Consider the following 24078-nt stretch of genomic DNA (forward strand, 5'->3'; position numbering starts at 1 on the left):
ATCCGGACGGTAGGGCTCCGTCGGCAGGCGAACCGTTCCGCCCGGGCCACCTTCCTACGATCGAGGGATGGGGCCCGGCCGGCGGGGCCCCGCGGGACCGCCTCACATCACGTGCCCGGAAGCCCCGCGCCCTCCATCAGCCCGCTCACCTCGGTGCCCGGCGGTGTCAGCAGAAACACGTTCCGGTCGACCCGGTGCATCCCGCTCGCCAGGCCGAATACGACGCCCGTGCTGAAGTCCAGCACCCGCTTGGCGACATCGCTCTCCGCGCTCGTCAGGTCCAGCAGGACCGGGATGCCCGCCATCAGTGTCTCGGCGACCTCGCGGGCGTCCGCGAACACATTGACCCGCAGGACGACGAAGCGGCGGCGCGCCTCGGTCGGCGCCTCGGGTATCGACCGGTGGTCGACGGACGAGGGCCAGGCGTCCCGGCCGCGCAACGGAACGACCTGGGCGAGCCCTTCCCACTGTTCATCGGTGACGTCGTGGCTGTTCACTGGCCATCCCCGTCCTGGCTCGCACTGATTGTCTGCACGGCTCAATTCTTACGCATGGTCACCCGTTCGGCCCAACAGCGACACGGTCCGCGACAGCCCCGTTGTCAGTTCGGCCGGCCCGCGCGGCGGACCGCGTCCAGCGCGGCGACGGGCGGTCCGTCCCGCCGGCGGGAGCAGCGCCGGCGGGACGGCACTGGGCTACGCGGAGCGGGCGGACCGGCCGCGGGCCAGGGCGAATCCGGCCGCGATCAGGCCGAGGACGCCGACGACGAGGCCGGCGATGCCGAGGCCCCGGGCCGTCGAATCGCTCGACGACGCCTCGGACTTGGAGCTCGGCTTGTCCGCCGGCGAGGAGGCCGCGGTGCCGCCCTCGCCCGCCGACTTGGCCGTGAGGGTGAGGACCGGGGCGGGGTTCTCCGGCTCCGCGCCGCCCTCGGGCGCCTCCTCGATCCAGCGGGCGACCTTTCCGTCGGAGTAGGTCTGCAGCGTCTTGAAGGTCAACTGTGCGGTGTTGTCGGGCAGTTGGCCGAAGGCGACATTGAAGTCCTGGTACTGGCCGTGCCTGATCCGGCCGCCGGTCCAGGTGATCTCGGAGACGGCGTCCGTGATGGTGCCGTCGTCCGTCTTGACCGGCGTCTTGAGCTTCGTGGTCGTCACCTTCGCGGTCCAGCCGTCCTGGGGGGTGACGAGCACCCCGAGGACCGGGTGGTCGGTGGGCAGGAAGACCTGCACCTTGGTGGTGCTGGCGGTGTCCTCCTCGTTGGGGACACGGAAGGTCAGGACGCCGTCCGTGGCGCCCTTCGGGTAGCTCTCCGGGTGGACGGTGACGTGGGCGAAGGCGGCGCCCGCGGCGGTCAGGACACCGGCGGTGGTGAGCGCGGCGAGCGTGGCCGCGCGGCGCAGGGTGGTGCGGGCCGGGGCGGTGCGGGCGGGGGCGGTTCGTGTCGGGGACATGGCTGGGGAATCTCCGTACTGGTGGATGAGGGGGGTCAGTTCGCGTACGGGATTCGGGCGGGCGGGCCGCGGCGGGACAGGGCGTGCCGCAGCAGCAGGCGGCACGCGGGGAGCGGCGGGGGTGCGTAGGTGCGGGGCGCGGCGGGGCGGACGGGCAGCGCCCGTGGCCGCCACCAGGCGACCAGGCCCGGCACCAGCGCCCCCGCCCGGCGCAGCAGCGACCAGAGGGCGGCCTCGCCGCGCCGCAGACACCAGGACGCGAGCAGGGCGGCCACGAGGTGCGCGGCGACCGCGTGGGAGGTCACGGCGTGCGGTGCGTGCGCCATCGCCATCCGCATGCCGTGCCCTTGGGACATGCCTGCCCCGTGGGCCATCCCGTGCCCCATGCCGGGCGCCATGTCGTAACCCGTGCCGGGCAGGCCGGCCGAGCCCGGGCCGCCGTCGTACGACCCCGGAGACGCGATCGCCCGCGACTGGACGGCGTCGAAGGCGAGATGCAGCCCGCTCTGCGCGGCGAGCATCGCCGCGCCTATCGCGGCGAGGGAGCGTTCGCGGCCGGCCAGCGCACAGCCGGCGGCGAAGAGCGGCAGGACTCCGGCCGCGTCCACCCAGACCGGTGGCAGACCGCCCGTGGCCAGCGCGTGTCCCCCGACGGCGAGCAGCACGCACACCACGGCGAACACCGCTGCGCGCACGCTCCGCACCGCCAGGGACACACTCATGGCGACGGATCCTGCCATGCGCCCGTGAGCACCACGCACCTTTCCCCCCATCCCCTGGAAGGACGGGAACACAGGGAGAACGGACGAGCACGGAGAGCCAGAACCGGACACCGTCGTGGCACTGAGTTCCCTGCTCATGGCGCACTGAGTGTCATATGCGGGGTTCGGTGCTAGTTTCCCCGCATGAGCGAGACATCCCGCCGGGACCCGTCGGCCGGGGCGGCGCCGCCGAAGCCGCCGATGCGCGACGCGCTGGTCGCGGCCGCGTTCCGGCTGTTCCTGGAGCGGGGGTACGAACAGACCACGGTCGACGACATCGTGGCACTGGCCGGAGTGGGACGGCGGTCCTTCTTCCGGTACTTCCCGTCGAAGGAGGACGTGGTCTTCCCCGACCACGAGCGCTGTCTCGCCGACATGACCGCGTTCCTGAACTCCGCCTCCGACCAGGGCGATCCGATCGAACGGGTCTGCGACGCGGCCCGGCTCGTGCTGCGGATGTACGCCGAGAACCCGACGTTCTCCGTGCAGCGCTACCGCCTCACCAAGCAGGTCCCGGGCCTGCGTGCCTACGAGCTCTCCGTGGTCTGGCGGTACGAACGCGCCCTCGCCGCCCATCTGCGCGCCCGCTTCTCGGGCCGGCGCGGCGGCACCCTGCACGCCGACGTGATCGCCGCCGCCGTGGTCGCGGCGCACAACAACGCCCTGCGTTCCTGGCTGCGTTCGGACGGCCAGGGCGACGCGGAAGCCACAGTCGACCAGGCGCTTCGCTACGTACGGCACACCTTCGGTACGGACGGTCCGGGCGGCGCGCCCCAGGAGCCGGCGGACGGGGAGGACGTGGTCGTCGTCATCTCCCGGCGCGGGGCTCCGATGTGGCGGGTGGTCCAGGAGATCGAGTCCGCCTGGGCCGGCGACTGATCTCTGCCGCCCGGTGACGGCCCATCGAGGGTACCGAGTGTCTTTACGCCTGGCACTGAGTGCCATAACCTGACGCTTGTGCACGGCGATCCGGGCACCTCAGATTCCGGCCGAGTGCAGGGAGATGACATCGTGTTCCACCCCGGAACAGGGATCACGGCGGACGTGCTGGACGCCGTCGTGCCCGAGGGCAACGCCCCCGGCACCGTCGAGAACAGCGCCTTCGGGCGGACCGGTGCGCGGCACGAGGAGACCCTCGCCTTTCAGCGGTGCCGCTGGTGCGGCACCACCATGTTCCACCGCCTGCTCTGCCCGGTCTGCGCGTCGAGCGACCTGCGCACCGAGCAGAGTGGCGGCGCGGGCATCGTCCGCAGCACCTCGGTGGCCCGCCGCAACACCCCGGCCGCCCGCAACGTCTCCCTCATCGAGATGGCCGAGGGCTTCACCGTCCGCGGCCGCGTGAAGGGCCCGTTCATCGCCATCCACCCCGGCGGCCGCGTCCGCCTCACCGTCGCCGAGGACCCCGTACGCGGCGAGCCGGTCTTCGAACTGACCGAGGACCCCTACGGCCTCGGACACTGACCCGGCCCACCCCGCGCCGAGCGCGGTATAAAGGGGCCGGTCGCCGCACCAAGCGGCGGCCGGCCCCTTTACCCTTTCCGGCACGGGCCGGCCGCCCCGAGAACCACCCGCTCCCTCACACGCGTCCTGCTCTACGGCGATCAATAATCTGCGACCAGGGGGGAACCGTGCAGCATTCGAAACCGGCACTTGCCGAGCGCATCGCCGAGCGGAGAACGGGAGGCGACGACCCCCGGGCCCTGGTCGGCGAGATGCGGCGCTCGGTCCTTCTGGTGCCGGTGGCCGACGGGGGTCTCTGGTCGGTTCGTTCGGGCGGGGTGCGGTGGATCTGCGGGTTCACCGACGAGACCGCGCTGTCCCGGTTCGCCCTGCACCACGCGCCCGGGGATCAGCCCATGGACTACGCGGCGCTGCTGGGCGCGCGCATCGTCGACGAGATCGTGCCCGCCCTGGGCGAGCCCGCCGGTCTCGCCGTCGACATCGCCACCGAGGACGGGTCGATGTTCTTCCCGCCGGTCGTCGGCATCGTTCCGGACGCGGTCGCCGTCGACGCGGGAGAGGCGGGAGAGGTGAGCGGTCATGGGCGCTGACGGAGCGGACCTGAATCTCGACCCGGCATCCGTCGCCAAGTTCGTCCAGGGCGTGGGTGCCACCATCGGCCAGCTCGGTGAACTGGACGGCACCACCGGTTCGATCATGGGAAAGGGCACCTCGGAGCTGGCGATGACCGGGATGGAGGCCGGGCACCACGGCCTCGCAACCGACTTCGAGGACTTCTGCGAACGCTGGGAGTGGGGCGTACGCACCCTGGTGCACGATGCCAGCGAGCTCGCGAACCGCCTCGGCCTGGGAGCGGGCACGCAGTGGGAGCACGACCAGTACGTCGCGGGCGCGCTCAAGGTGGGCGTCAACTCCGTGTTCGGCGGGGACCCGCACGCCAGTGAGGAGGAGATCGCCCGGCAGAACTGGGGCGACGTCTTCACGCCGGACTCCCTGAACCCGGACTGGAGCGCGGAGTCGTTCGACAAGGCCGGCCAGGACATGGCGCAGACCTGGAAGGACACCGGCCGCACCGTCCTCACCGAGGGCCAGGGCGGCCGTCAGTCGGAGCTGCTCAACGGCGCGTTCGGGGTCTCCGACGACCAGTGGAACCAGGCGCTGGACGACACCTTCGGCCCTTCGCCGGAGGAACGCGCCCAGCAGGAACAGCCGCAGGGTGAGTCCGGGGGGAACTGACGGTGGGCATCGGCGACTTCATCAGTGACATCACGCCCGACGTGGTCGAGGACGCGGTCGAGGACGGCGTCGAGTGGGCGGGCAACCGGGTCGAGGACGCGGGCAACTGGACCGCCGACCGGCTGGCGGACGCCGGCTGGGAGTCCGGCGCGGACTGGGTGCGGGAACAGTCCCGTTCGGTCGCCAACCGGATGGGCGCCGAAGTCGACGAGATGGACCTCGGGCAGACCGAGGACAAGACCAAGCTGATCTACGGCAGTCCGGGCAAGATCGACTCCACCGCCGCGAAGCTCCGCGCCTTCCAGTCGGCCTTCGACGACACCGGCGACGGTCTCAAGGGCCTCGACTCCTCCCGGCTCAAGGGCGAGATGGCCGACGCGCTGCGCACCGCGGTGAGCACACAGCCGCCCAAGTGGTACAACGCCGCGGATTCCTACGCGAAGGCGGTCGGCGCGCTGGAGGCGTTCGCCGACACCGTCACCTGGGCGCAGGGACAGGCCCAGACAGCGATCGACAAGTGGAAGGAAGGCGTCAAGGCTTCCGAGAGCGCCGCCGACGCCCACCGCAAGAAAATCGACGACTACAACGGCGCGGTCGACCGCTACAACGCCCAGCCCGCGGACAAACGCGACCCGGCCTCGCTCCCGCCCAAGCCCGCGGCGACGTTCGACGACCCCGGCAAGAAGCTGATGCAGGATGCGCAGGACATCCTCGCCGAGGCCCGCAAGCAGCGGAACTCGGCGGCGGAGACCGCACGCACCGCGGTCCGCGCCGCCCGCGACATGGCCCCGGAGAAGCCGTCCTACGCCGACCAGCTGGGCGACGGCTTCCAGGAACTGCAGCTCATGGGCGACCACTTCACTGGCGGCATCATCAAGGGCACGGCCGGGCTGCTCAACTTCGTCCGCGGTATCAACCCCATGGACCCGTACAACATCACGCACCCCGCCGAGTACGCCACGTCGCTCAACAGCCTGGCCGCGGGTCTCGTGGTGGCCGCGAACGACCCGGTCGGCACCGGCACCCAGATGGTCAAAGACTTCATGAAGGACCCGGCCGAGGGTCTCGGCCGGCTGGTGCCCGACCTCGCGCTGACCGCGGCCACCGCCGGCGGCGGCGCCGCGGTGAAGGGCGTACGCGTCGCCGAGGACGCCGCCGAAGCCGCGCGGCTGCGCCGGCTGGTCGACGACGCCGAGGACGGGACCCATCGCCGTCCGGACGGCGAGCGCACCACCGACGGCAGCGACCCGGTGGACCTCGCCACGGGCCGGATGTTCCTGCCCCAGAGCGACCTCGAGATCGCCGGCATCCTGCCGCTGGTCTTCACCCGCCGTACCGAGTCCGGCAGTTCGACCGGCCGCTTCCTGGGCCCCGCCTGGTCGTCCACTGTCGACGAGCGCCTGGAGATCGACGCCGTCGGCGTCCTGCACGTCACCGCCGACGGCCTCCTGATCCCGTATCCGCATCCGGTCCCCGGTGTGCCCACCCGGCCGCGGCCGGGCCGGTCCCGCGCGCTTCTCGCCCGCGACGCCGACGGCGACTACTCCCTGACCGACCCCGGCACCGGCCTGACCCGTCACTTCACCGCCCCGCCAGGCGGCGAGCCGGGCGGCGACGGCACGGCCTGGCTGTCCGCCATCGCCGACCGGGGCGGCCACACCGTCACCGTCGACCGCGCCGAGACCGGTCTGCCGCTGGCCCTGGTCCACTCGGCCGGCCACCACCTGAAACTGTCCGCCGCTGACGGCCTGGTCACCGCCCTGTCCCTGGCCGGCGCGGGCGAGAACGGCGCGGACCTGCCGGTGCTGGGCTACGGCTACGAGGACGGCAACCTCACCACCGTCACCAGGCCTTCCGGCGCCGTCACCACGTTCCTCTACGACGAACACCGCCGGGTCATCGCCTGGACCGACTCCAACGGACGCCGCTACGACTACGTCTACGACGACCGCGACCGCGTCGTCGCCGAGGGCGGAGAAGCCGGCCACGTCCAGATCACCCTGGCCTACACCGAACCGGACGCCGAGTCCGGCCACCGTACGACGGTCCTGACCACCGCCGACGGCCGGGCCACCCGCCACCTGATCGGCCGCGGCTGCCACGTCCTGGCCACCACCGACCCGCTCGGCCACACCACCCGGTTCCGCTACAGCCCGAGCGGCGACCTGCTGTCCCGCACGGATCCGCTGGGCGCCACGACCACGTTCGTGTACGACGAGGACGGCGGCCTGCTCGCGGCCACCCGGCCGGACGGCAGCGAACTGCGCATCGTGCGCGGCCCGTTCGGTCTGCCGGTGGAGGTCGTGGGTCCGGACGGCTCCCGCACCACGTACGAGTACGACGAGCTCGGCAACCGCACGGCGGTCACCGACCCGGCCGGCCTCACCACCCGCTGCACCTACGACCACGGCGGCCGTCTCACCTCGGTCACCGACGCCCTCGGGGCCACAACACAGGTGCGGTGCAACGCGGCGGGGCTGCCCGTGGAGGTGACCGAACCGGGCGGGTCCATCACCCGCACCGAGCGGGACGCACTCGGCCGGCCGATCCGCGTCACCGACCTGTCAGGAGGGGTCACCCGCCGGGAGTGGAACGAGGACGGATGGCTCGCCCGCCGTACAGGCCCCGGTGGTGCCACGGAGTCGTGGACCTACGACGGCGAGGGCAACTGCCTCACCCACACCGACGCGTCCGGCGGGCTCTCCCGCTACGAGTACACCCACTTCGACCTCCCGCTCGCCCACACCCGGCCCGACGGCGCACGCTACGAGTTCGAGCACGACACCGACCTGCGCCTCACCGGCGTCACCGGCCCCCAGGGGCTGACCTGGCGCTACGAGTACGACGCGGTCGGCAACATCGTCTCCGAGACCGACTTCGACGGACGCACCCTGACCTACCGGGTGGACGCAGCGGGCCGGCTCGCCGAGCGGACCGACGCGCTCGGCGGCACCATCTCGTTCGTCCGTGACCAGCTCGGCCAGGTGGTCCGCAAGGACGTCGACGGCCGGGAGACGGCCTACGCCTACGACAGGGCCGGACGCCTGCTGGAGGCAGTGGGACCGGACGGCGAACTCCGGTACCAGTACGACCGCCGCGGACAGGTCAAGGCCGAGCTGGTGGACGGCCGTCCCCTCGTCTACGCCTACGACGACCTGGGCCGCCGCAAGCGCCGCACCACACCGACCGGTCATGTCACCTCGTATTCCTACGGCGCCGACGGGCAACCCCGCCGGCTCACCACCGGTGGCCGGCACGTCGACTTCACCCACGACGACGCCGGCCGCGAGCTCGCCCGCGCCTTCGGCGACGCGATCACCGTGACGTCCGCCTGGGACGAGGCCGGACGGCTCGCCGCGCAGCACATCACCGCCGGAGCGCGCGCCGTGAACAGCCGCGCCTACGCCTACCGCGCCGACGGTCACCTGATCTCCGTCGCGGACCAGCTGTCGGGCTCCCGTACCTTCGATCTCGACCGGATCGGCCGGGTCACCGCCGTGCACGCCCACGGCTGGACGGAGCGGTACGCCTACGACGACAGCGGCAACCAGACCTCGGCGTCCTGGCCGGCCCGCCACCCCGGCAGCGAGGCCACCGGATCGCGCACCTACACCGGCACCACCATCACCCGGGCCGGAGACGTCCGCTTCGAGCACGACGCGCTCGGCCGGGTCACCCTGCGGCAGAAGACCCGCCTCTCGCACAAGCCCGACACCTGGCGCTACGCCTGGGACACGGAGAACCGCCTCACGTCCGTCACCACTCCCGACGGGACACGCTGGAGGTATCGCTACGACCCCCTGGGCCGGCGCAGTGCCAAGCAGCGCCTGGCCGCCGACGGCGAGAGCGTGGTGGAGGAGGTCCGCTTCACCTGGGACGGCCTCACCCTGTGCGAACAGACCAGCAGCCGGCCGGACGTCCCGAACACGGTCGCCCTCACCTGGGACCACCGGGACGTCGTCCCGCTCGCCCAGACCGAGCGCATCCTCACGGCCGACGACCGCCAGGAGGAGATCGACCGGCGGTTCTTCGCCATCGCCACCGACGTCGTCGGCACCCCCACCGAACTGATCGACGAGTCCGGCGACATCGCATGGCGCAGCCGCAGCACACTCTGGGGCACCACCGCCTGGGCCCGCGACAGCAGCAGCTACACACCCCTTCGTTTCCCCGGCCAGTACTACGACCCCGAGACCGGCCTCCACTACAACTACTTCCGCCACTACGACCCGGAGACCGGCCGCTACACCTCCCCGGACCCCTTGGGCCTGGCTCCCGCGCCGAATCCCGTCGGTTACGTGGACAACCCGTACACCGGGTGCGACCCGCTGGGTCTCATGCCCAAGTACACGAAGGAGCAGAGGGCCCAGCAGGCCCGGGCAAAGGCCGAACAGACCGCGGACGACGTCATCGAGAGGGCTCAGGGCGGCCGGATGAGGAAGGACGGCGGCTACCACGGAGACACCAAGCACGGGTTCAGCGACGAACGGGTCCTGGAGATCCTCAAGAACCCGGACGCGGTGTACCACTCGACGGCGGGCAGCGGAAACCTGATCTTCCGGCAGGGCGAGGACGTCGTGGTGACCAGGGGTGGCGGTTCCGGGCCGGGCAACGCCGTGACGGCATACGGTCCTTCGGGCATCAAGGGTGAATCCGGGGCGCAGGCGCTGGGTGGCCTGCCCACCGACGCCGGCGGGCCGATTACCCACGCCGACATCCTGGAGGGCAGGATTCCGGCCAAGAACGGCTTTATGGCTCCGGCCGAACAGATCCGATGAGGAACCCACCATGAAACTCACCTTCGACGGCGACTGGAACGCGACGGTGACGGACGAACCGCTGCGCATCACCCCGCGCTTCGGTGACTCGAGCGCGCGCGTGCTCATCGCGGAGTACCAGGACGCAACGGAGCGCGAGCGGTTCCTGGCGGACACGTTCGGCAGCACGGACTGGCTGTGGGACACCCCCGACGAACTCCGGTTCGACCCGGCCGACCGGGAACTGGTCGGCGCCAGGTTCCAGTTGCCCGACGAGTTCGCTGATGCCGAGGACTGCGCCCGCATTCCCGGCTCGCCCCCCGTCCACCCGGGCGGGCTGCGCGCGGACGAGGCCCGGGACTTCCGTCTGGAGGTGACCTCGGTGCTCTGCTGCGCGCCCGGAGCGGCGGTACTGACCTGCCTGCGCGACCTGGACGTCCTCGACGAACCACTGGAGGCCCGCATCGGCATCGCCCCCGACGTGGCACTCCTCGTCCAGGCCGGCACCGTCGTCGGCTGGAGCCTGACCGACCCGGCCCGCTATCTGTCCACCGGGTTCGCCGCCCCCGACCCCGCCCCGCCGTCCCCCGCCACCCGGGCCCTGCTCACCGAATGCCTGCAGCTGATCACCGTGCCGCTGCGCTACGAGATCATGGACCGCGAGCCGGCCGCCCTGGCCCGCCTCCGCGCAGCCGACGAAGCCCTCCGCAACCAGCCCGACGACCGATCCCGCGCCGACGCCCTCCTCTCCCTCATCGCCAATCTGGTCGAGGACTACGGGAGTTGAGGGTCATGCCGCGTTCGGCACGGTGAAGCAGGTCAGCTCACTACGATCATGGGATGTTTGAGTACCACGGTTGGGTCACGGTCAGGGAGACCGCAGCTGATGACGACGATGAGGCCCGTCTGCCGCAGATCGTCGATGAGCTGCGGCTTCGCATCGCCCGGATGGACAGCCCGTACCTGCTTGACCTCAGGTGGATGAACGGCGAGCCCTTCATCCACCTCGGCGGCTACTCCAACCACCGCTCGTCGCCTGATGTCGTCGAACTGTTCGAGCATGTGGCCGTCGTCGCCCCCGGTTCCTACGGGCTCCTCCACGTTCGCGACGACGAGGAACCGGACCACGAAAACGAGGTGCGCGTGCTCAGACTCGTGCGGGGCGTCATCACGCAGCACACGGAGGCGCTGCTGTCTCCGTGCGTCCCGACCGTGGAGGACCCCTTCCCGGGCTGAGGCGTCTCCGGCGCATCACGCGAGGAGCACGCCGCCATGTCCCGCTCAGGGCTCCCGGCCGGGCCCCCGGGCCCCCGGCCCCGCAAGCCGAAACACTCACGATCCACCGGACCGGCCTCAGTAACGCAACGCCGAAAAGAGCACCCGGGAGCACGCTCGCGCTTCCCGGGCCGGCCCTCTCAACAAACCCGAGGTCAGGCGCCTTTGGCCACGGGCTCAAGGATCGCGACGCACTCCACGTGATGCGTCATAGGAAAGCGATCAGCATCAGCGCCGTGGCATTGAAGGCCAGGTCAGGGCGGTTTCCGCGGCAGTTTGGCAGCTGTCAGGAGCCCGAGTGGGGGTCAAACCTCTGCAGCCGCTGGCCGGAATTCGTCGGCGTGAGCGCATAAATGGCCGTCACCTGACCGAGGTATCGCCCTATCCCCCTGCGTCGCCTGCACCAGGACCGATAGTCTGCCCCTGGTCACGGGGGTCGAGTCCGGCGAGTTGCTCATCAGCACCCGGCGAAGCTCTTCACAACAATGGGGGAAGGGGCCATCGGAATGCCCTACACAGCCGAGATCAGCCGCACCAGTCCGACCTGCTTCATCTTCTTGGTCGACCAATCCACTTCTATGACCGATCCGATCGGTGGCGAGGACCCCAAGAAGAAGGCCGACGTGGTGGCCGATGCCATCAACCGGCTGCTGACCGAACTGTCGGTCAAGTGCGCCAAAGAGGAAGGCGTACGCGACTATTTCCATATCGCGGTGATTGGTTACGGGGCGGCAGTGGGCTCCGCTTTCCAAGGAGAACTCACCGGCCGCGACCTGGTGCCTCTGAGTGAGGTCGCCGACGCCCCCGCGAGAATCGAGACTCGGGCGAAGAAGGTTCCAGACGGCGCCGGCGGGCTGGTAGAAACCACGGTGCAGTTCCCGCTCTGGATGGACCCTGTCGCGCAGGGCGGCACCCCGATGAATCGTGCGCTGAAGTACGCCGAAACTCTGGTGGCCGGCTGGACCGAGCGCTATCCCGGCAGCTTTCCGCCCATCGTCCTCAACCTGACCGACGGAGAGTCGACCGACGGCGATCCGGCCGCGTCGGCGGCTGCGATCACCGCGCATGCGACGGCTGACGGCGCCGTGCTCCTGTTCAACCTGCACGTCTCCGCGGCCGGCGGTGCTCCCAGCGCGTTCCCCGACTCGGACACCGATCTGCCGGACGACTACGCCCGCGCGCTGTTCGCCATGTCCAGTCCCCTGCCCACACACATGCGTTCCTACGCCGCGTCCCAGGGGCAGCGCGTGAGCGAGAACACCCGCGGCTTCGTCTACAACGCCGACGTCACGTCGGTGGTCCAGTTCCTCGACATCGGCACCCGCGCCACCGAACTCCGGTGACGTCTAGCGGCCTTTACGTCACTCGGCTTCTCGCACCCAAGAACGGCAGCACGGAAGCCGAGTGCGAGGATGCCGCCCACGTCGTCCCCGCTCTATCCTTCGACGAACTGGTGGTTTACCCGCTGGCCGTGGGCATGTCCGACGGGGCGACGGAAAGCGTTCTGGCCAAGGACTGGGCTCACTTGTTGGCCCAGTCCGCCGCCCAGGACGCCTGGGAGAACGAACAGGTCTTCCGCGGTGGAACTTCTTTTGAATCGTTCGCTCAAACCACGGTCTCGCACTGGGAACCGTGGCTGGAGGAGTACACCGCGGCACGCGCGGCGCAAGGCAATCCTCTGAAGTGGTACGAACAGGCGAAGCTGACAGACGGAGCGTCTGCCACCTTGCTGATGTTGCGTATGGACCCGAAACCGGGTGGCGACTGGCGTTGGCGATGTGCCGCGTTGGGTGACAGCTGCCTCTTTCACGTTCGTGACGGAAAGGTGCTCCGGTCCTTCCCCGTGGAAAACCCGGACGAGTTCGGCCTCACTCCGAATCTGTTCAACAGCCTCAACCGGGACAGCGCGCTGATCGCGGCCCGGACCCTGTTCGCCGAAGGCAGTTGTGAAGCCGGTGACCGCCTGCTGCTCATGACCGACGCGCTCGCCCACTGGTTCCTTTCCGCCACGGATCACGCGCGGGTTCTGGGTGAGCTGTCAGATTTCGCGGGTCCTCACGACGGTCCTCGTTTCTCGGAGTGGCTTCGGGGACTTCGCGCAGAGGGTGCACTCCACAACGACGACGTGGCTGTCGTGCGCATTGATGTTGAGGGGCAGTGAGGCATGAGTACCGCGCAGGGGCCGCTGGCCTTTCCTTCGGGGCGGGAGTATCAGGAAGCTCTGCAGAACACCGCGGTGTGCTTTCTGGATCGCGACCTCCGCGGAGCCCTGCCCCAGACCAATAAGCTCGGCCTCCCCCGCCCCATATCCGGGCAGTTCGCGAGCGTCTTCTCCCTGACGAACACCGCCGGCCGCCGTTTTGCCCTGAAGTGTTTCACCTCCCACGTACGCGATCAGCAGGATCGTTACGAGGCGATCAGCGACAAACTGTCCGTCATCGCTCCGCATTCGCTCTCGCAGCCATGGCGGATCGGATTCGATTACGTTCCGGCCGGCATCCTCGTCAACGGATCGCGTTTTCCGGTCCTGAAGATGGACTGGGTGGAGGCCGTGACACTCTCCAACTGGCTCGACCATCACTACGCGGACACCGCGGCGGTGCGGGAGCTCGCCGAGCGGTTCGCCGAACTCACCGCGGATCTCGCCACGCACGACATCGCGCACGGCGATCTGCAGCACGGAAATCTGTTGGTCGCCCAGGACGGTACCTTCCGGCTGGTCGACTACGACGGAATGTTCGTACCGGCCCTGCGCGGGCGTCACAGCACAGAACGCGGACACCGCAACTACCAGTCCCCGGCCCGGGGCGACGACGACTTCGACGGCACACTCGACCACTTCTCGAACTGGGTCATCTATATGGCGCTGCGTGCCGTCGCCGCCGACCCCTCCTTGTGGACACGCCTCCACGAGCCGGACGGCGAATACCTCCTGCTGGCTGAGGACGACTTCAAGAACCCTGCCGGGTCCGTCCGCCTCAGCACTCTGCTCAGCCACACCGACCGTACTGTGCGTGACCTGGCAGAACAGATCAAAGTTCTGGCCTGGCAGCCATTGCCGCTCGTCCCGCGCCTCTCGATGACGGTGGCCGCCACAACCGGACCGCACATCCCAGGCCCCCGGACGGCTGGTGCGGGACGCAGGCCCGACTGGCTCGACGACCATGTCACCGCCCCCGCCACGCCGGACCCGGTCGCGTCCGCGCCGTCCTCCGGCCCGCTTCCGGGCAAGTACACCCACCGCCGTACAGCGGACGTACTACTCGGGCTCCTGCTTCCGTTGGCTGTGCTTGCGCCGGCCGTCCTCACTCTGGCCGAGCTCGTTTCGCCGCTCGTTACAGCACTGTCCTACGGCGGAACACTGGGCGTCACAGCGCTCACCACCCGCACGACCCGTGGCACACGTCCGGAGACCAGGGCCGTGCGCGCCCACCTGAGTCAGCTCCGGGAAAAGCGGCGCGCCACGCTCGGTCCCGTCCGGGCCGCTGATCAACTCCGGCGGGAGCAGCAGGGGTTCGATGCTTCGGAGGCCGACAGGAAGAGTCAGCTCACGGCCGCTCAGACGAAACTGGAGCGCGCCCATCAGAAGGCTGTCAAAACGGCGGAGAAGAAGAAGGTCCAGGATCAGCAAGCCATCGACAAAGCCATCGCTTCCCTCGCAGTGCAGCGCCGGACTGCTCTGGACCAGGCGATGACGAGTCACCGCAAGGGCTTCATCGACGGCGAGCTGCGCAAGGCCCGCCTGCACGAGAAGGAGTTGACCGGTATCGGACGGTCACTCGTCCAGGCCCTCGCCGCGCAGGGAGTCCGGACAGCGGCCGACTTCACCGGCATCACCCTTGTCAGCGCCGGTGGCCGGTACAACAGCGTCACGGGGCTGATCAATACGGCCGATGGACGCAGCCTCGACATCAAGGGCATCGGTGAGAACCGCGCCAGAACTCTGGAGGCATGGCGAGTACGGCAGCACGCCCGCGCCTCCTCCCGCGCACCGTCGAGCCTGCCCGAAGCCAGGCGCCAGTCGATCGAAGCCGACTACGCGCGGCGGCAGACAGACCTGTCCAACCGCCGCCTTGAGACGGAGACGACCACCCGGACAGCGTGCGAGGACGCGGGAAAGAAGCTGCGGTCGGGACTGGCCCGGCTCACCAGCGAAGACCGGCTCGCAGCCAACCACGCCTCCCAGCAGCGTCAGCAATTCGCCCAACGAGCCAGGCAACTCGGCGATCCACACGGCCGGTTGGCCGCTGTGGAGTCCGAGATCGCGGCGGCCAGGCGGTCAGCACGGGCGCTGTCCTCGCTCCGGTATCTGCGCTTCGCCCTCATCGGCCGCTGAGCCGCCCCGTCACTCGCTCCGCCCGACCGGCCCATGCATGCCAGGCGGGCAGTCGCACACCGTTCGGCAGCAGGGCCGCCTGACTGAGAGCGAGCCTCAGGTGGCGCGCGTCCTCCATGCCGGTGGACGCCCCGTGGTCGATCCGGACCTGGGCCGCGCTCGTACCCCGGCGGACGTCGAAGTCGTAGGGACAGCCGTCGACCGTGACGTTCCTGTCGAGCAGGACTCCGGAGATCTCGCCAGTCAGCAGGAGTTGAAGCCGGTCGCCGACAAGCTCATGCTGCTGTCCGGATTCCGTGCCGGGCGAAGCCGACGTGGTTTTGGCCTCAGCCGCGTCCAGCAGCGCATGCGGCATCCCCGCACGGACCGACCAGAAGTCACGGTCGCCGAACACGATGAGATGCGAACGCGCGCGGGTGATGGCCACGTTCCACAGGTTCACCTCGCGGCAGAGCCAGTTGACCGCGCTGGGGCGCATCCTCGCGCCCGCGACGAGTGACAACAGGATCACGTCCTGCTGTCCTCCCTGGAAGGTGTGCACCGTACCGACCCGTACGCGCGACTCGTGCTCCCAGCGCTTGGCGATCAGGTCCTTCTGGGCCCGGAAGGGGGTGACGACCCCTATGGTCGAGTCCTCAGGCAGCCGCTTGAGCAGCCGCTCCACGGAGAGGTGGACGCGATTCGCTTCCTCCTCGTTCATCCACGACCCGTTGCCGCCTCTGCGCGCTGTTCCCACCACATCGAGCCACTGAACCGCTTCGACTCCTTCGAGGCGTCGCAGCGACCGGGGTTCGGTGAGGATCGTCAGTCGGTCCCCGTAACAATGCCGGTTGGAGATGCCGACGATGTCCGGGTGACAGCGGAAGTGCTCGTCCAGCAGCAGAGTCTCTCCGGCCGCGTGGGAGGCAGCGTGGAACGAGGAGTAACGGCGGTGCTCGAACCGGTGCTCGTCGAGCCAGCTCGCCCGCAGCCCCGCGCCCCGGTGCACCTCGGCCTCCTGCCGTGGCTGAAGTGTGGTGATGTGCTGCAACTGCATGGGGTCACCGATCACGAGGGCCCGCCGCGCACGGAAGAGCAGAGGCAGCACATCCAGCGTGGAGCACTGGCTCGCCTCGTCGACGATGACCAGGTCGAAGAGGGCGGCCCGGTCCCGGAACCGCCGTGGGGACCTGGCGGTGACGGCCCAGCCAGGCACCTGCGGCAGGATCCGCTCCAAGGACGACCACTGCCGCGGTGATCGTGACTTCACGGCCTCGATGCGGTCATGAATTGCCGCACGTGCGGCCGTTGCCTGCTCCGCCACCAACGCCTGAAGCGATGCTGCCGCCGTCTCCCGGACCCGTCGATCGGCCTCCCGGAGCATCGTCAGGAGTTGGGTGTCGTCCGCCACCGCGTCGGCTTCGGTACTCTTCTGCCGCCACACGGCCTCGGCTTCCGCGAAGGACATCAGTTCGGTGAACTCCCGGTGCCCTGCGGCCTGTACGGACAGCGGGGCGAGAGCGCGCAGGCACCGCCTTCGCAGCCACCCGCCGAAGATGCCGAGGCGTACTGCCGTACGAGCACGACGAAGCCACCGGCCGAGGGAGACATCGTCGCCCAGGGCCGTGGCGAGCACCTGAGGGTCACCGTGGTGTTGTTCGGCGTAGGAGAAGCGCAGTAGGCCGAGCTGGGCCAGTTCCCGCTCCCGACGGGCGACCTCGGCGAGTTGACGGCGCAGCGCCTTCTGCTCCCGGAGACTGTTCCGCAGCTCGCCCTGGTGTGTCTGGGACGACTGGTGGGGCCGGACGATGCGGGTCAGCTGCTCCAGTGTTCGCAACTCCTCCTCGACAGCCGCCTGGTTGCCCGTGCGTACGAGAAGGCCCGGAGCCAGGGCTTCGCAGCGCTGCCAGACCTCGTCCACCGCCTTGTTGTTGGTCGACGCGACGAGCACGGTCTGGTTGGCCGCTCTGGCCGTGGCGACCGCGTTGACGATGAGCTGGCTCTTCCCGGTGCCGGGCGGTCCAGTGGCGACAGTGAGCCTGCGCACCATGGCGGCCCGGATGACGGCCTCCTGTCCTTCGTTCAGTTCCAGGGGAGCGACGACCTGCACCTCCTGCTCGGCGCTCTCGTCCACTCCTGGGTCCGTAGGCCCCGTGAATGCCCCGAGCGCGGTGCCGGCGAACTGCCCGACGCTCTTCTGTAGCGTTGCGTAGTCCTTCATCAGCTGTGCGGTGGCCGCCGAGTCCGACCGGGCGGCGAAGACGACCGCCACATTGCGGGCGCCTTCGTGCGCGGCGTACAGCGAGCTGCCGTCTCCAAGCGCTCCGGGATCGAGGTGCTCCGTGTCGGGCAGTCCCAGCTCCTGCAGCAGACTGCGCAGGTCGCGGACCATGTCCTCCCGGAAGCCCGGCCGCCAGTTGGGCTGGTAGGCGGCGAGCAGTTCCCTGCCTTCGTCCTTGCCCAACCGGTCGAGGACGAGCTGGGGATGCAGGACGATCGGCCCGGTGGGCGTCACCGTGCTGCGTCCCTGCGGACCTGGTGCGACCTCGATCTGACGCATGGCGAGCGGCGCACACACCTGCCGCTTCCCGTCGTAAAGGACAGCGACGGGGTATCCGTACCAGAGGTCGGCCCCGTCCTTCTGGGCACGCTCGGCGAGGTCCGCGACGCGTTCCGGCGCTTGTACCGTGGCTTCCGTGCCGGAGAGAAGGACCTCCTCCGCTGCCGGCCAGACCGCACGGGGAGGATCGCTGCCCACCAGCGGCAGCAGTTCGCCGACGGAATTCTCCGCCTCCAGACAGTGCTGGTAGTACGTCAGCAGTCGTGCCCAGTCGCTGTCGGTGAAGGCGGAGTCGTCGTGCACTGCCTCGGTACTTTTGACCGGCGCGGGCATCACCGCGCCGGCTCCGTCGGTGACTGCGGTGAGCCCGGCCGGCAACGGTTTGAGGGCGGGGATCTGTCGGCCGGCGGCGGCATTGGCGAGATAGATGTCTCCGGTCACCTGGAGACTGGACTGGGTGGGTGTCTGCCGGCGTCCGTCAGGTGCTTTCTTCAAGTCACGGCTGATGTGCCGGAACAGATCGTTCGCAGAGACCTTTCCGTCACCGTCCAGGTCCGCTTGTCCCGAGTGCAGACCTTCGACTATCGCTCTGGTGAACTGCGAGGGCTGGTCCGCATCGGTGGTGAATGCCTGCTCCCAGTGCTGCGACGCGGTGATGACGTACACCCCGCTGGCCTCGACGATCGGTGCGGCGGCCGAGTGCGAGGCACCCTTAGTACGAAAGCCCTGCACCGCGCTGCCACTAAAACAGCAGTCGAGCAGCAGGACTTTGCGCCGAGCGGCGCATCTCTCCAACTGGTCGGTCAGATAGGAGGCTTCGAGGGCGGTCTGCTGGAGCCGGTCCGCATCGGTGTCCGTGGTGACGTAGTAGAGCTGACCGCCCTCACGGTCGTACGCCCCGTGGCCGCTGAGGTAGAGCACGACCAGTTCGTCCGGTTCGCGGTCGCCCAGAAATCGTTCGACGGCCTGCTTGATCGCCGCTTTCGACGAGTCCTCGACCCGTAGGCACTCCTCGTACCGTCCGACCGCCGGCATCTGCAAGACCTGGCTCAGGTAGTGCACGTCTGCGCGTACGGAGGGCAGGGCGGGGAAGTTCCCGTCCTGGTAGGCAGCGGTGCCCACAAGTAAGGCATGGTTACGGCTCATCGCTCGTCTCCGGAACCGGTGCCCGGCCCGTCGCCCTGGCCGCCCCGCAGTGCCTTCACCTCACGCCCGGAGACTCCGCCCTGGAACTCCGTGACCGTTCCGTCGGGATGCACCACGCGCACCTTGCGGCTCTTGCGGACCTCGACCCACGCCTTGATGGCGGTCCTCGCCAGCGCGAGGGTGCCCGTGGTGAGGATGAGCACGACTTCCGGGGTCAGCAGTTCCGGCCCTTTCGCACCCTCCGTAACTCGCGACGCTTCAGGCGACGCAAAGCGCACCTGGGTGCCGTCCAGCCGGTGCAGAACCTCACGGAGCTCTCGCGCTTCGAGCTCCGCATGCCGCGGGTCGGCGCCGAACACCTGGATCCGCGCGGACTCGATCTCGTCGGACATGTTCCCCCTCGTACCGCCAACTCGCTTGCCCTGAAAGGTGATTACGAGCGTTGCTGATGTACCGTCACCCTAGTGACTTTTGTCGGCACCATGATCCGGGGGCCCAGCGCCTGCGTCGTGGGCCCTCATCCGGGACCCGCAGAATTCGGTACAGCGGCTCTCCCAGGTCCGCCCACCTCTCCAGCGCGTCCCGGTCCACCAGGCGAATCCCGTAGCGTGGGCCGCTGGCTCTCGCGGCTGCCGTAAAACCTCCGGTGGTGACGATCACCGCGAACTGGGCGCCGTGATCGTGGCGGTATGTGCCGTTGACCCGCTGCACGTCCTGGTCGCCAACCCTTCGGTCCGGTCGCAGCCGCTTGCACTGCACGACGACCCGTCGCCCTGAGCGGTCGACGACGAGTACGTCGGCCCCCTTGTCCCCCGCCCTGCCGACATGCTGGGCCGTCAGTCCGTCCCGACGGAGCAGGGCACAGATCGCCAGCTCGAACGCCCGGGGGGCCAAGGCATCGAGATGCGCCAGCGAATATCGCACGGGTCCCGCAGGAAGCGCCGAGCGGCCGGCCCACCTCTGTACGGCAAGTCGCCCCGGCTTCAGGCCCAGCCCCAGCGCTACGGCGGTCAGCACGACACCGGTCGGCGCCGGCCAAAGCTCGGCCGCCCTCCACAGGCCACTGGCCCCGGCCAGGACGCCCAGCCCCCACACCCACCAGGGAACGGCCGCCCACCCTCCTTGACTCCTCCTACGCCGCATCAGGCGGCCGGGCCCAAGAGCGCCCACGTACCGAAGGCCAGCCCGTACAGCGCGAGGCCCGCCAGGTCGGTGACCGTGATCAAGGTGAAGGTGTGGTCCCGGCAGCGTGCGAACAGTCCCCTGCGCCTCCGCCGACACGGCCGGTGGAAGGCTGTCGGACCACCGCACCGCGACACCAGAGCGGTGCCGCCGATCACCAGTAATGCCAAGACGAGCAGCATCGGATCCCCCCGTTCCCCGACCCAAGCCCCCATGAATAGCGGGAAAGCCTCCGTCTCGGCCAGTGCATCTTCGGCCGAACCAGCCGAAATGGTGGCGCGTTGGAGCGCTGGCAACGTTATTGCCTCGTGCGTCCCCTGCGTGCCCTCGGGCCTATGGCTTCGGCTAGGAGTCGCCCGGTCGGTGTCGTGGCGGAGAAGAGTAAGGGACCGCGACATTCCCTTTCGCTCAGCGCGAGTCCGCCGACGGTCCTCAGCGGCACAGCGGTCGTATCGGAGGCACGCCGATGGGAGGCGAACCCACGTCCGGCCCGAGGCCGCATCACACAGCAGGGTGGTGTCATCGACGAGGTCGAGGGCCCGCTCGGCTGGGAGCTGCGGGCGTCCCCGCCGCCTCTCCCATCATGCCCCACGCCGCCGCGCGGGCCCGCCATAATGAGAGCCATGCCCGCCAGCTCACAGCCCCATCCGTCCGGGAAAGAAGACCTCTCCGGCGCCTACGCCGAGGACCTCACGCTGTACCAAGAGAAGTTCCGGCGTCGCCTGCCGGAGTCGCTGGACGAGTTGCACGGCCCCACGGAAGGAGTCGTGGAGCTTCCACTGCACGTGGCCTGGTCCGGGATGGCCTCGTACGACCTGGGCAAGCCTCGCCAGCGCATGGGCCTGTACCGCACCGTCCTGCACGAAGGCCTGAGCGACGACCTGCCCCGCTACCTCAACCGGGACCTGCTCCTCCAGATGTGGCCGGTCCTCCGCACCCTCGTCGGGCGCACTGTGCGCACCGTGTGGGAGGACGGGTTCCCCGAGCTCGCCGCACACACCCGGGCAGCCGCGTGACGGACATGCCGGAGCTGCATGCACGGCTCCTGGCGGATGTGATCACCCTCGGTGCCCCATACCCACTGGTTCTCACTGGCGGGTACGCCGTGCAGGCCCACCGCCTCGTCAGCCGTCCCAGCCAGGACCTCGACGTCGCCACTGAGAACCCGGCGCCCATGGCCGACATCGCCGCCACGCTCCGCGCCGGCCTGGAAGCGCGGGGCTGGCAGGTGCAGGCGCTGGAAACCGCCCCGCTGTCCGCCCGCTTCACCGTGTCCGACCCGATCACCGGGCAGGACTGCGAGGTCGACATTCTCAAGGAGATTTTCTGGCGGCCGGTCGTCCAGAGCTCGTACGGGCCCGTCCTCGCGGAAGAAGATGTGATCGGGACCAAGGTCCGCGCCCTCGCCGACCGCGGAGCCCCCCGCGACCTGATCGACGTCTTCGCGGCATCCCGCCGCTGGAGTCCGGCCGACCTCGAAGAGTTCGGCCGTCGGCACGCCCGTGGCCGCTTTGAACGGGAAGACCTGCAGGCCAGCCTCACAGGAGCCGAGTGGACCGACGACGAGGCTTTCGCCGCCTACGGCCTCGATGACTCCACCATCAGCGCACTGCGCACCTGGGCCGTGGATTGGGCCGATGCCCTCGCGGCTCTGCTTCTTGAGGAGTCCGAAGAGCCGGACGCCGACTGATCGCGAGGCATTCCGGCACAGCGTCGACATCCGCCCCAACAGATTTACCTGCGAGCCTGACACGCGCTCAGAACGAGCGTCGTTTGAGCGTCAATATTCCTGGGAGGCAGAGTGGCACTACTGCCGAACTGGTCACCAATACTGCACAAAACAGCAGCTCAGAACGCGTAGGGCAGGCAGCCGATCTACTCAACCTGATGGCTGACCGGAAACAGATCGAACCGCCCAGCCATCGGCGAACCCACAGGTCAGGCGCCGTTGGCCACGGGCTCCAGAATCGCCGCGCACTCCACGTGATGCGTCATAGGAAGGGTGTCGGCTTGGGCGAGTCAAGGAGGTCTTTCAGCGTTGCCGCTCCAGGGTGAGGACGGCGGCGGCGATTGACGTCATTCGATTCGGGCTGCACCGGGATCTGCGGAAGATGCGCCATGACTTCAGTCGTGCGATGCCGCGCTCGACCGGTGCCCGGGCCGCGGACAGCGCACGGTTGACGGTCTGTTGGGTGGGTGTGAGCCCGCGGCCCGGCGGGCGTCTGAGGGCCGTCGTCACCCAGGGGCCGGCTCCCATATAGGCATGATCGGCAAGGACCGGGATGCCCTGGCGTTCGCAGATCCGGATGATCCGGTGGGTGCGGGCGGCGGTGAGGTCGTGTGTGCGGCCGGGCAGTGCGGGTGAGATCCACAGCAGTCGCCCGGCCGGGTCGGTCACGACCTGCACGTTCACCCCGTGTCGGCGGTGCTTGTGGGAGAAGTCGGCCCGGCTGTCGCCGACCCGGTCGCACTCCGCAAGCGTGCCATCCACCAGGACGTAGTCCGGATCGGCCTCGCGCAGGGCACGCAGCAGGCCGGGCGCGCGGTCGGTGAACAGGTCGACGACGGCTGTCGTGTCGGCGTGCGCGGTGCCGACGGAAATGCCGAAGCCGGCCGCGGGCTGGGCGAGGGTGTCGTGCCGGCGCGGGTACACCAGGCCGACCAGCGCACGCTGGTGCGGCGGGAGCTTGCAACGGCGGTCATTACCCTCGCGGGTGACAATGAGCAGGGTGACCCACTCGACCAGGGCATGAGGCAGGTCGAGTGAGGCAGGATAGGGAACCAACAAGGCTCCTGCGCCAATGAGTTGAGACGTCGAACACCTCTCTCAACGGCACAGGATCCTTGTCCGTTGCGGGCGACGGCGTCGTCACCCGTCAGTGGCCACTCTGAAACAGCTCAATGTCTGACGCTGAACGCCCGACGCTCCTTGTCGTCATGGGGATGCGCTCACGTCCGGCGATACCGGATGGCCCGCGAGTCGTCGCCATTACTGCTCCGCGCACGCGGGGCTTTGGTGAGAGGAGAAGCGACCATGTACGGGTTGCAGAAGACCGCGGAACTTGGCCGCATTGACCTCACTGAGGTCAAGCTCCCGCCGCTCGCCTTCGAGTCCCCGCGTGATGTTTTGCCCGCCTCGCTCTTACCCTCGAGATAATTACACGCTGTGCCACCATTCCCCCAGGGGGTAGGGGCCGGTTGTCGTGCATCATTAATTGCGGGTCGGTGCGGGCTAAGGTACCACGCTTGGGGTTCACAAAAGGCCCATTGCGCGACATCATCTGCCTCTCCCACTCCCCCGTTTACGAGAAGCGCTCCCGTACAACCAGGCTTCGCTAAGGTCGCCGCATGTCCATCTTGCAATTCCTGACGGCATAGCTGCTTGTTGCGGTCGCACTCTCCCTCATCTTCAAAAGGAAGATCGCTGAGCTGCTGTCAAACGGGCGTCAGACACCTCAGAGTTGGGCCCCTCAAAGTGGAATGGGATCGGACTTCTCAGAGGCTGAGGTTGATCTGGATCAACCCGGAGCCCTGCTGACGAACAAACCAGGCCTATAACAGTCCGTTAGCCAGGAGCTCGGTGAGCTGCTGCGCATCTCGCCGGGGGGCCGCAGTTTTAGAATCTCATTCCTGAGTGAAACGAGCACTTTTTGACCTCGCCAGCGATGTCGAAGAACAGCAAAACCTACGGGGCGGGGCAGCTGGTCTAGTTCGAATCGCAGTCAATCACAACCGCATCAACGAGGAGACTGCGAAAGCGGGGAAGGCATTGAGCGTACCGCGTAATCTTGTCGCCACCGGTCGAGTAGGCAACACCGGACAAGACCGCACAACGGACTATCTGAGGCTCGTGACACGGTGCTGTATTTGATCACCCGAGGTAGGCGGTTCAGGCCCCAGTCCGCAATGGGATTGCGCGACGCCGGTTGTTCTT

The 24078-nt window shown here is 69.0% G+C and carries 19 protein-coding genes; 12 read left to right on the forward strand and 7 right to left on the reverse strand.

Annotated features, from left to right (window positions below):
* Nucleotides 1-107 precede the first annotated feature (107 nt).
* The 3 genes from ACFVYF_RS23690 to ACFVYF_RS23700 all read right to left on the reverse strand — a co-directional run bounded on the left by ACFVYF_RS23690 (nt 108) and on the right by ACFVYF_RS23700 (nt 2173).
* The gene (locus ACFVYF_RS23690) at nt 108-497 is read right to left on the reverse strand and encodes a cell division protein SepF (protein ID WP_389458278.1); all 390 of its coding nucleotides are present in this window, start codon (nt 495-497) and stop codon (nt 108-110) included.
* Nucleotides 498-695: 198 nt separating this feature from the next.
* Nucleotides 696-1451: a YcnI family protein gene (locus tag ACFVYF_RS23695; RefSeq protein ID WP_389458279.1), complete on the reverse strand. Its 756-nt coding sequence runs from the start codon at nt 1449-1451 to the stop codon at nt 696-698.
* A 35-nt stretch (nt 1452-1486) separates the two neighbouring features.
* Entirely contained in the window at nt 1487-2173 is a 687-nt protein-coding gene (locus ACFVYF_RS23700) for a hypothetical protein (protein WP_389458281.1), read from the reverse strand.
* Nucleotides 2174-2356: 183 nt separating this feature from the next.
* Between ACFVYF_RS23700 and ACFVYF_RS23705 the strand changes: the two genes are divergently transcribed.
* The 10 genes from ACFVYF_RS23705 (at nt 2357) to ACFVYF_RS23750 (ending at nt 15277) form a co-directional block, all read left to right on the forward strand.
* Entirely contained in the window at nt 2357-3091 is a 735-nt protein-coding gene (locus ACFVYF_RS23705) for a TetR/AcrR family transcriptional regulator (protein ID WP_389458283.1), read from the forward strand.
* Nucleotides 3092-3223: 132 nt separating this feature from the next.
* Nucleotides 3224-3673 carry a Zn-ribbon domain-containing OB-fold protein gene (locus tag ACFVYF_RS23710; RefSeq protein WP_389458285.1) on the forward strand — a complete coding sequence of 150 codons (450 nt, stop codon included), beginning with the start codon at nt 3224-3226 and terminating at the stop codon, nt 3671-3673.
* Between the two features lie 251 nt (nt 3674-3924).
* Entirely contained in the window at nt 3925-4263 is a 339-nt protein-coding gene (locus tag ACFVYF_RS23715; protein ID WP_389458349.1) for an SseB family protein, read from the forward strand.
* Nucleotides 4253-4909: a hypothetical protein gene (locus ACFVYF_RS23720; protein WP_389458287.1), complete on the forward strand. Its 657-nt coding sequence runs from the start codon at nt 4253-4255 to the stop codon at nt 4907-4909. Before ACFVYF_RS23715 ends, ACFVYF_RS23720 begins: the two co-directional genes overlap by 11 nt.
* Nucleotides 4910-4911: 2 nt before the next feature.
* Nucleotides 4912-9687 (forward strand): putative T7SS-secreted protein, encoded by a 4776-nt coding sequence (locus ACFVYF_RS23725; protein WP_389458289.1) that lies wholly within the window; start codon nt 4912-4914, stop codon nt 9685-9687.
* A gap of 10 nt (nt 9688-9697) precedes the next feature.
* Nucleotides 9698-10453, forward strand: coding sequence for a hypothetical protein (locus ACFVYF_RS23730; RefSeq protein ID WP_389458291.1), 756 nt, complete (start codon nt 9698-9700; stop codon nt 10451-10453).
* A 53-nt stretch (nt 10454-10506) separates the two neighbouring features.
* Nucleotides 10507-10902 carry an Imm7 family immunity protein gene (locus ACFVYF_RS23735; protein ID WP_389458293.1) on the forward strand — a complete coding sequence of 132 codons (396 nt, stop codon included), beginning with the start codon at nt 10507-10509 and terminating at the stop codon, nt 10900-10902.
* 545 nt (nt 10903-11447) lie between these two features.
* Nucleotides 11448-12284: a vWA domain-containing protein gene (locus tag ACFVYF_RS23740; protein WP_389458295.1), complete on the forward strand. Its 837-nt coding sequence runs from the start codon at nt 11448-11450 to the stop codon at nt 12282-12284.
* Entirely contained in the window at nt 12281-13102 is an 822-nt protein-coding gene (locus ACFVYF_RS23745; protein WP_389458297.1) for a hypothetical protein, read from the forward strand. The genes ACFVYF_RS23740 and ACFVYF_RS23745 overlap by 4 nt, the downstream gene beginning before the upstream one ends.
* 3 nt (nt 13103-13105) lie before the next feature.
* On the forward strand, nt 13106-15277 hold the full coding sequence (locus tag ACFVYF_RS23750; RefSeq protein ID WP_389458299.1) for a hypothetical protein: 2172 nt from the start codon (nt 13106-13108) through the stop codon (nt 15275-15277).
* Here the strand turns inward: ACFVYF_RS23750 and ACFVYF_RS23755 are convergent.
* The 3 genes from ACFVYF_RS23755 to ACFVYF_RS23765 all read right to left on the reverse strand — a co-directional run bounded on the left by ACFVYF_RS23755 (nt 15264) and on the right by ACFVYF_RS23765 (nt 20105).
* Nucleotides 15264-18962 carry an AAA domain-containing protein gene (locus ACFVYF_RS23755; RefSeq protein ID WP_389458301.1) on the reverse strand — a complete coding sequence of 1233 codons (3699 nt, stop codon included), beginning with the start codon at nt 18960-18962 and terminating at the stop codon, nt 15264-15266. The two genes, ACFVYF_RS23750 and ACFVYF_RS23755, sit on opposite strands and share 14 nt — an antisense overlap.
* On the reverse strand, nt 18959-19354 hold the full coding sequence (locus ACFVYF_RS23760) for a hypothetical protein (RefSeq protein ID WP_389458302.1): 396 nt from the start codon (nt 19352-19354) through the stop codon (nt 18959-18961). Before ACFVYF_RS23760 ends, ACFVYF_RS23755 begins: the two co-directional genes overlap by 4 nt.
* Before the next feature lie 64 nt (nt 19355-19418).
* On the reverse strand, nt 19419-20105 hold the full coding sequence (locus ACFVYF_RS23765; RefSeq protein ID WP_389458351.1) for a restriction endonuclease: 687 nt from the start codon (nt 20103-20105) through the stop codon (nt 19419-19421).
* 662 nt (nt 20106-20767) lie between these two features.
* Here ACFVYF_RS23765 and ACFVYF_RS23770 point away from each other — a divergent pair.
* Both ACFVYF_RS23770 and ACFVYF_RS23775 read left to right on the forward strand, forming a co-directional pair.
* Complete coding sequence (locus tag ACFVYF_RS23770) at nt 20768-21160, forward strand: hypothetical protein (protein ID WP_389458353.1); 393 nt, start codon at nt 20768-20770, stop codon at nt 21158-21160.
* 5 nt (nt 21161-21165) lie between these two features.
* Nucleotides 21166-21834 carry a nucleotidyl transferase AbiEii/AbiGii toxin family protein gene (locus ACFVYF_RS23775; protein ID WP_389458304.1) on the forward strand — a complete coding sequence of 223 codons (669 nt, stop codon included), beginning with the start codon at nt 21166-21168 and terminating at the stop codon, nt 21832-21834.
* Nucleotides 21835-22176: 342 nt separating this feature from the next.
* On the opposite strand, the gene ACFVYF_RS23780 is transcribed toward ACFVYF_RS23775, so the two are convergent.
* Nucleotides 22177-22929: a transposase family protein gene (locus ACFVYF_RS23780; protein ID WP_389458306.1), complete on the reverse strand. Its 753-nt coding sequence runs from the start codon at nt 22927-22929 to the stop codon at nt 22177-22179.
* Between the last annotated feature and the right edge of the window lie 1149 nt (nt 22930-24078).

The sequence above is a fragment of the Streptomyces sp. NPDC058274 genome (genome assembly GCF_042881375.1).
Lineage (GTDB): Bacteria > Actinomycetota > Actinomycetes > Streptomycetales > Streptomycetaceae > Streptomyces.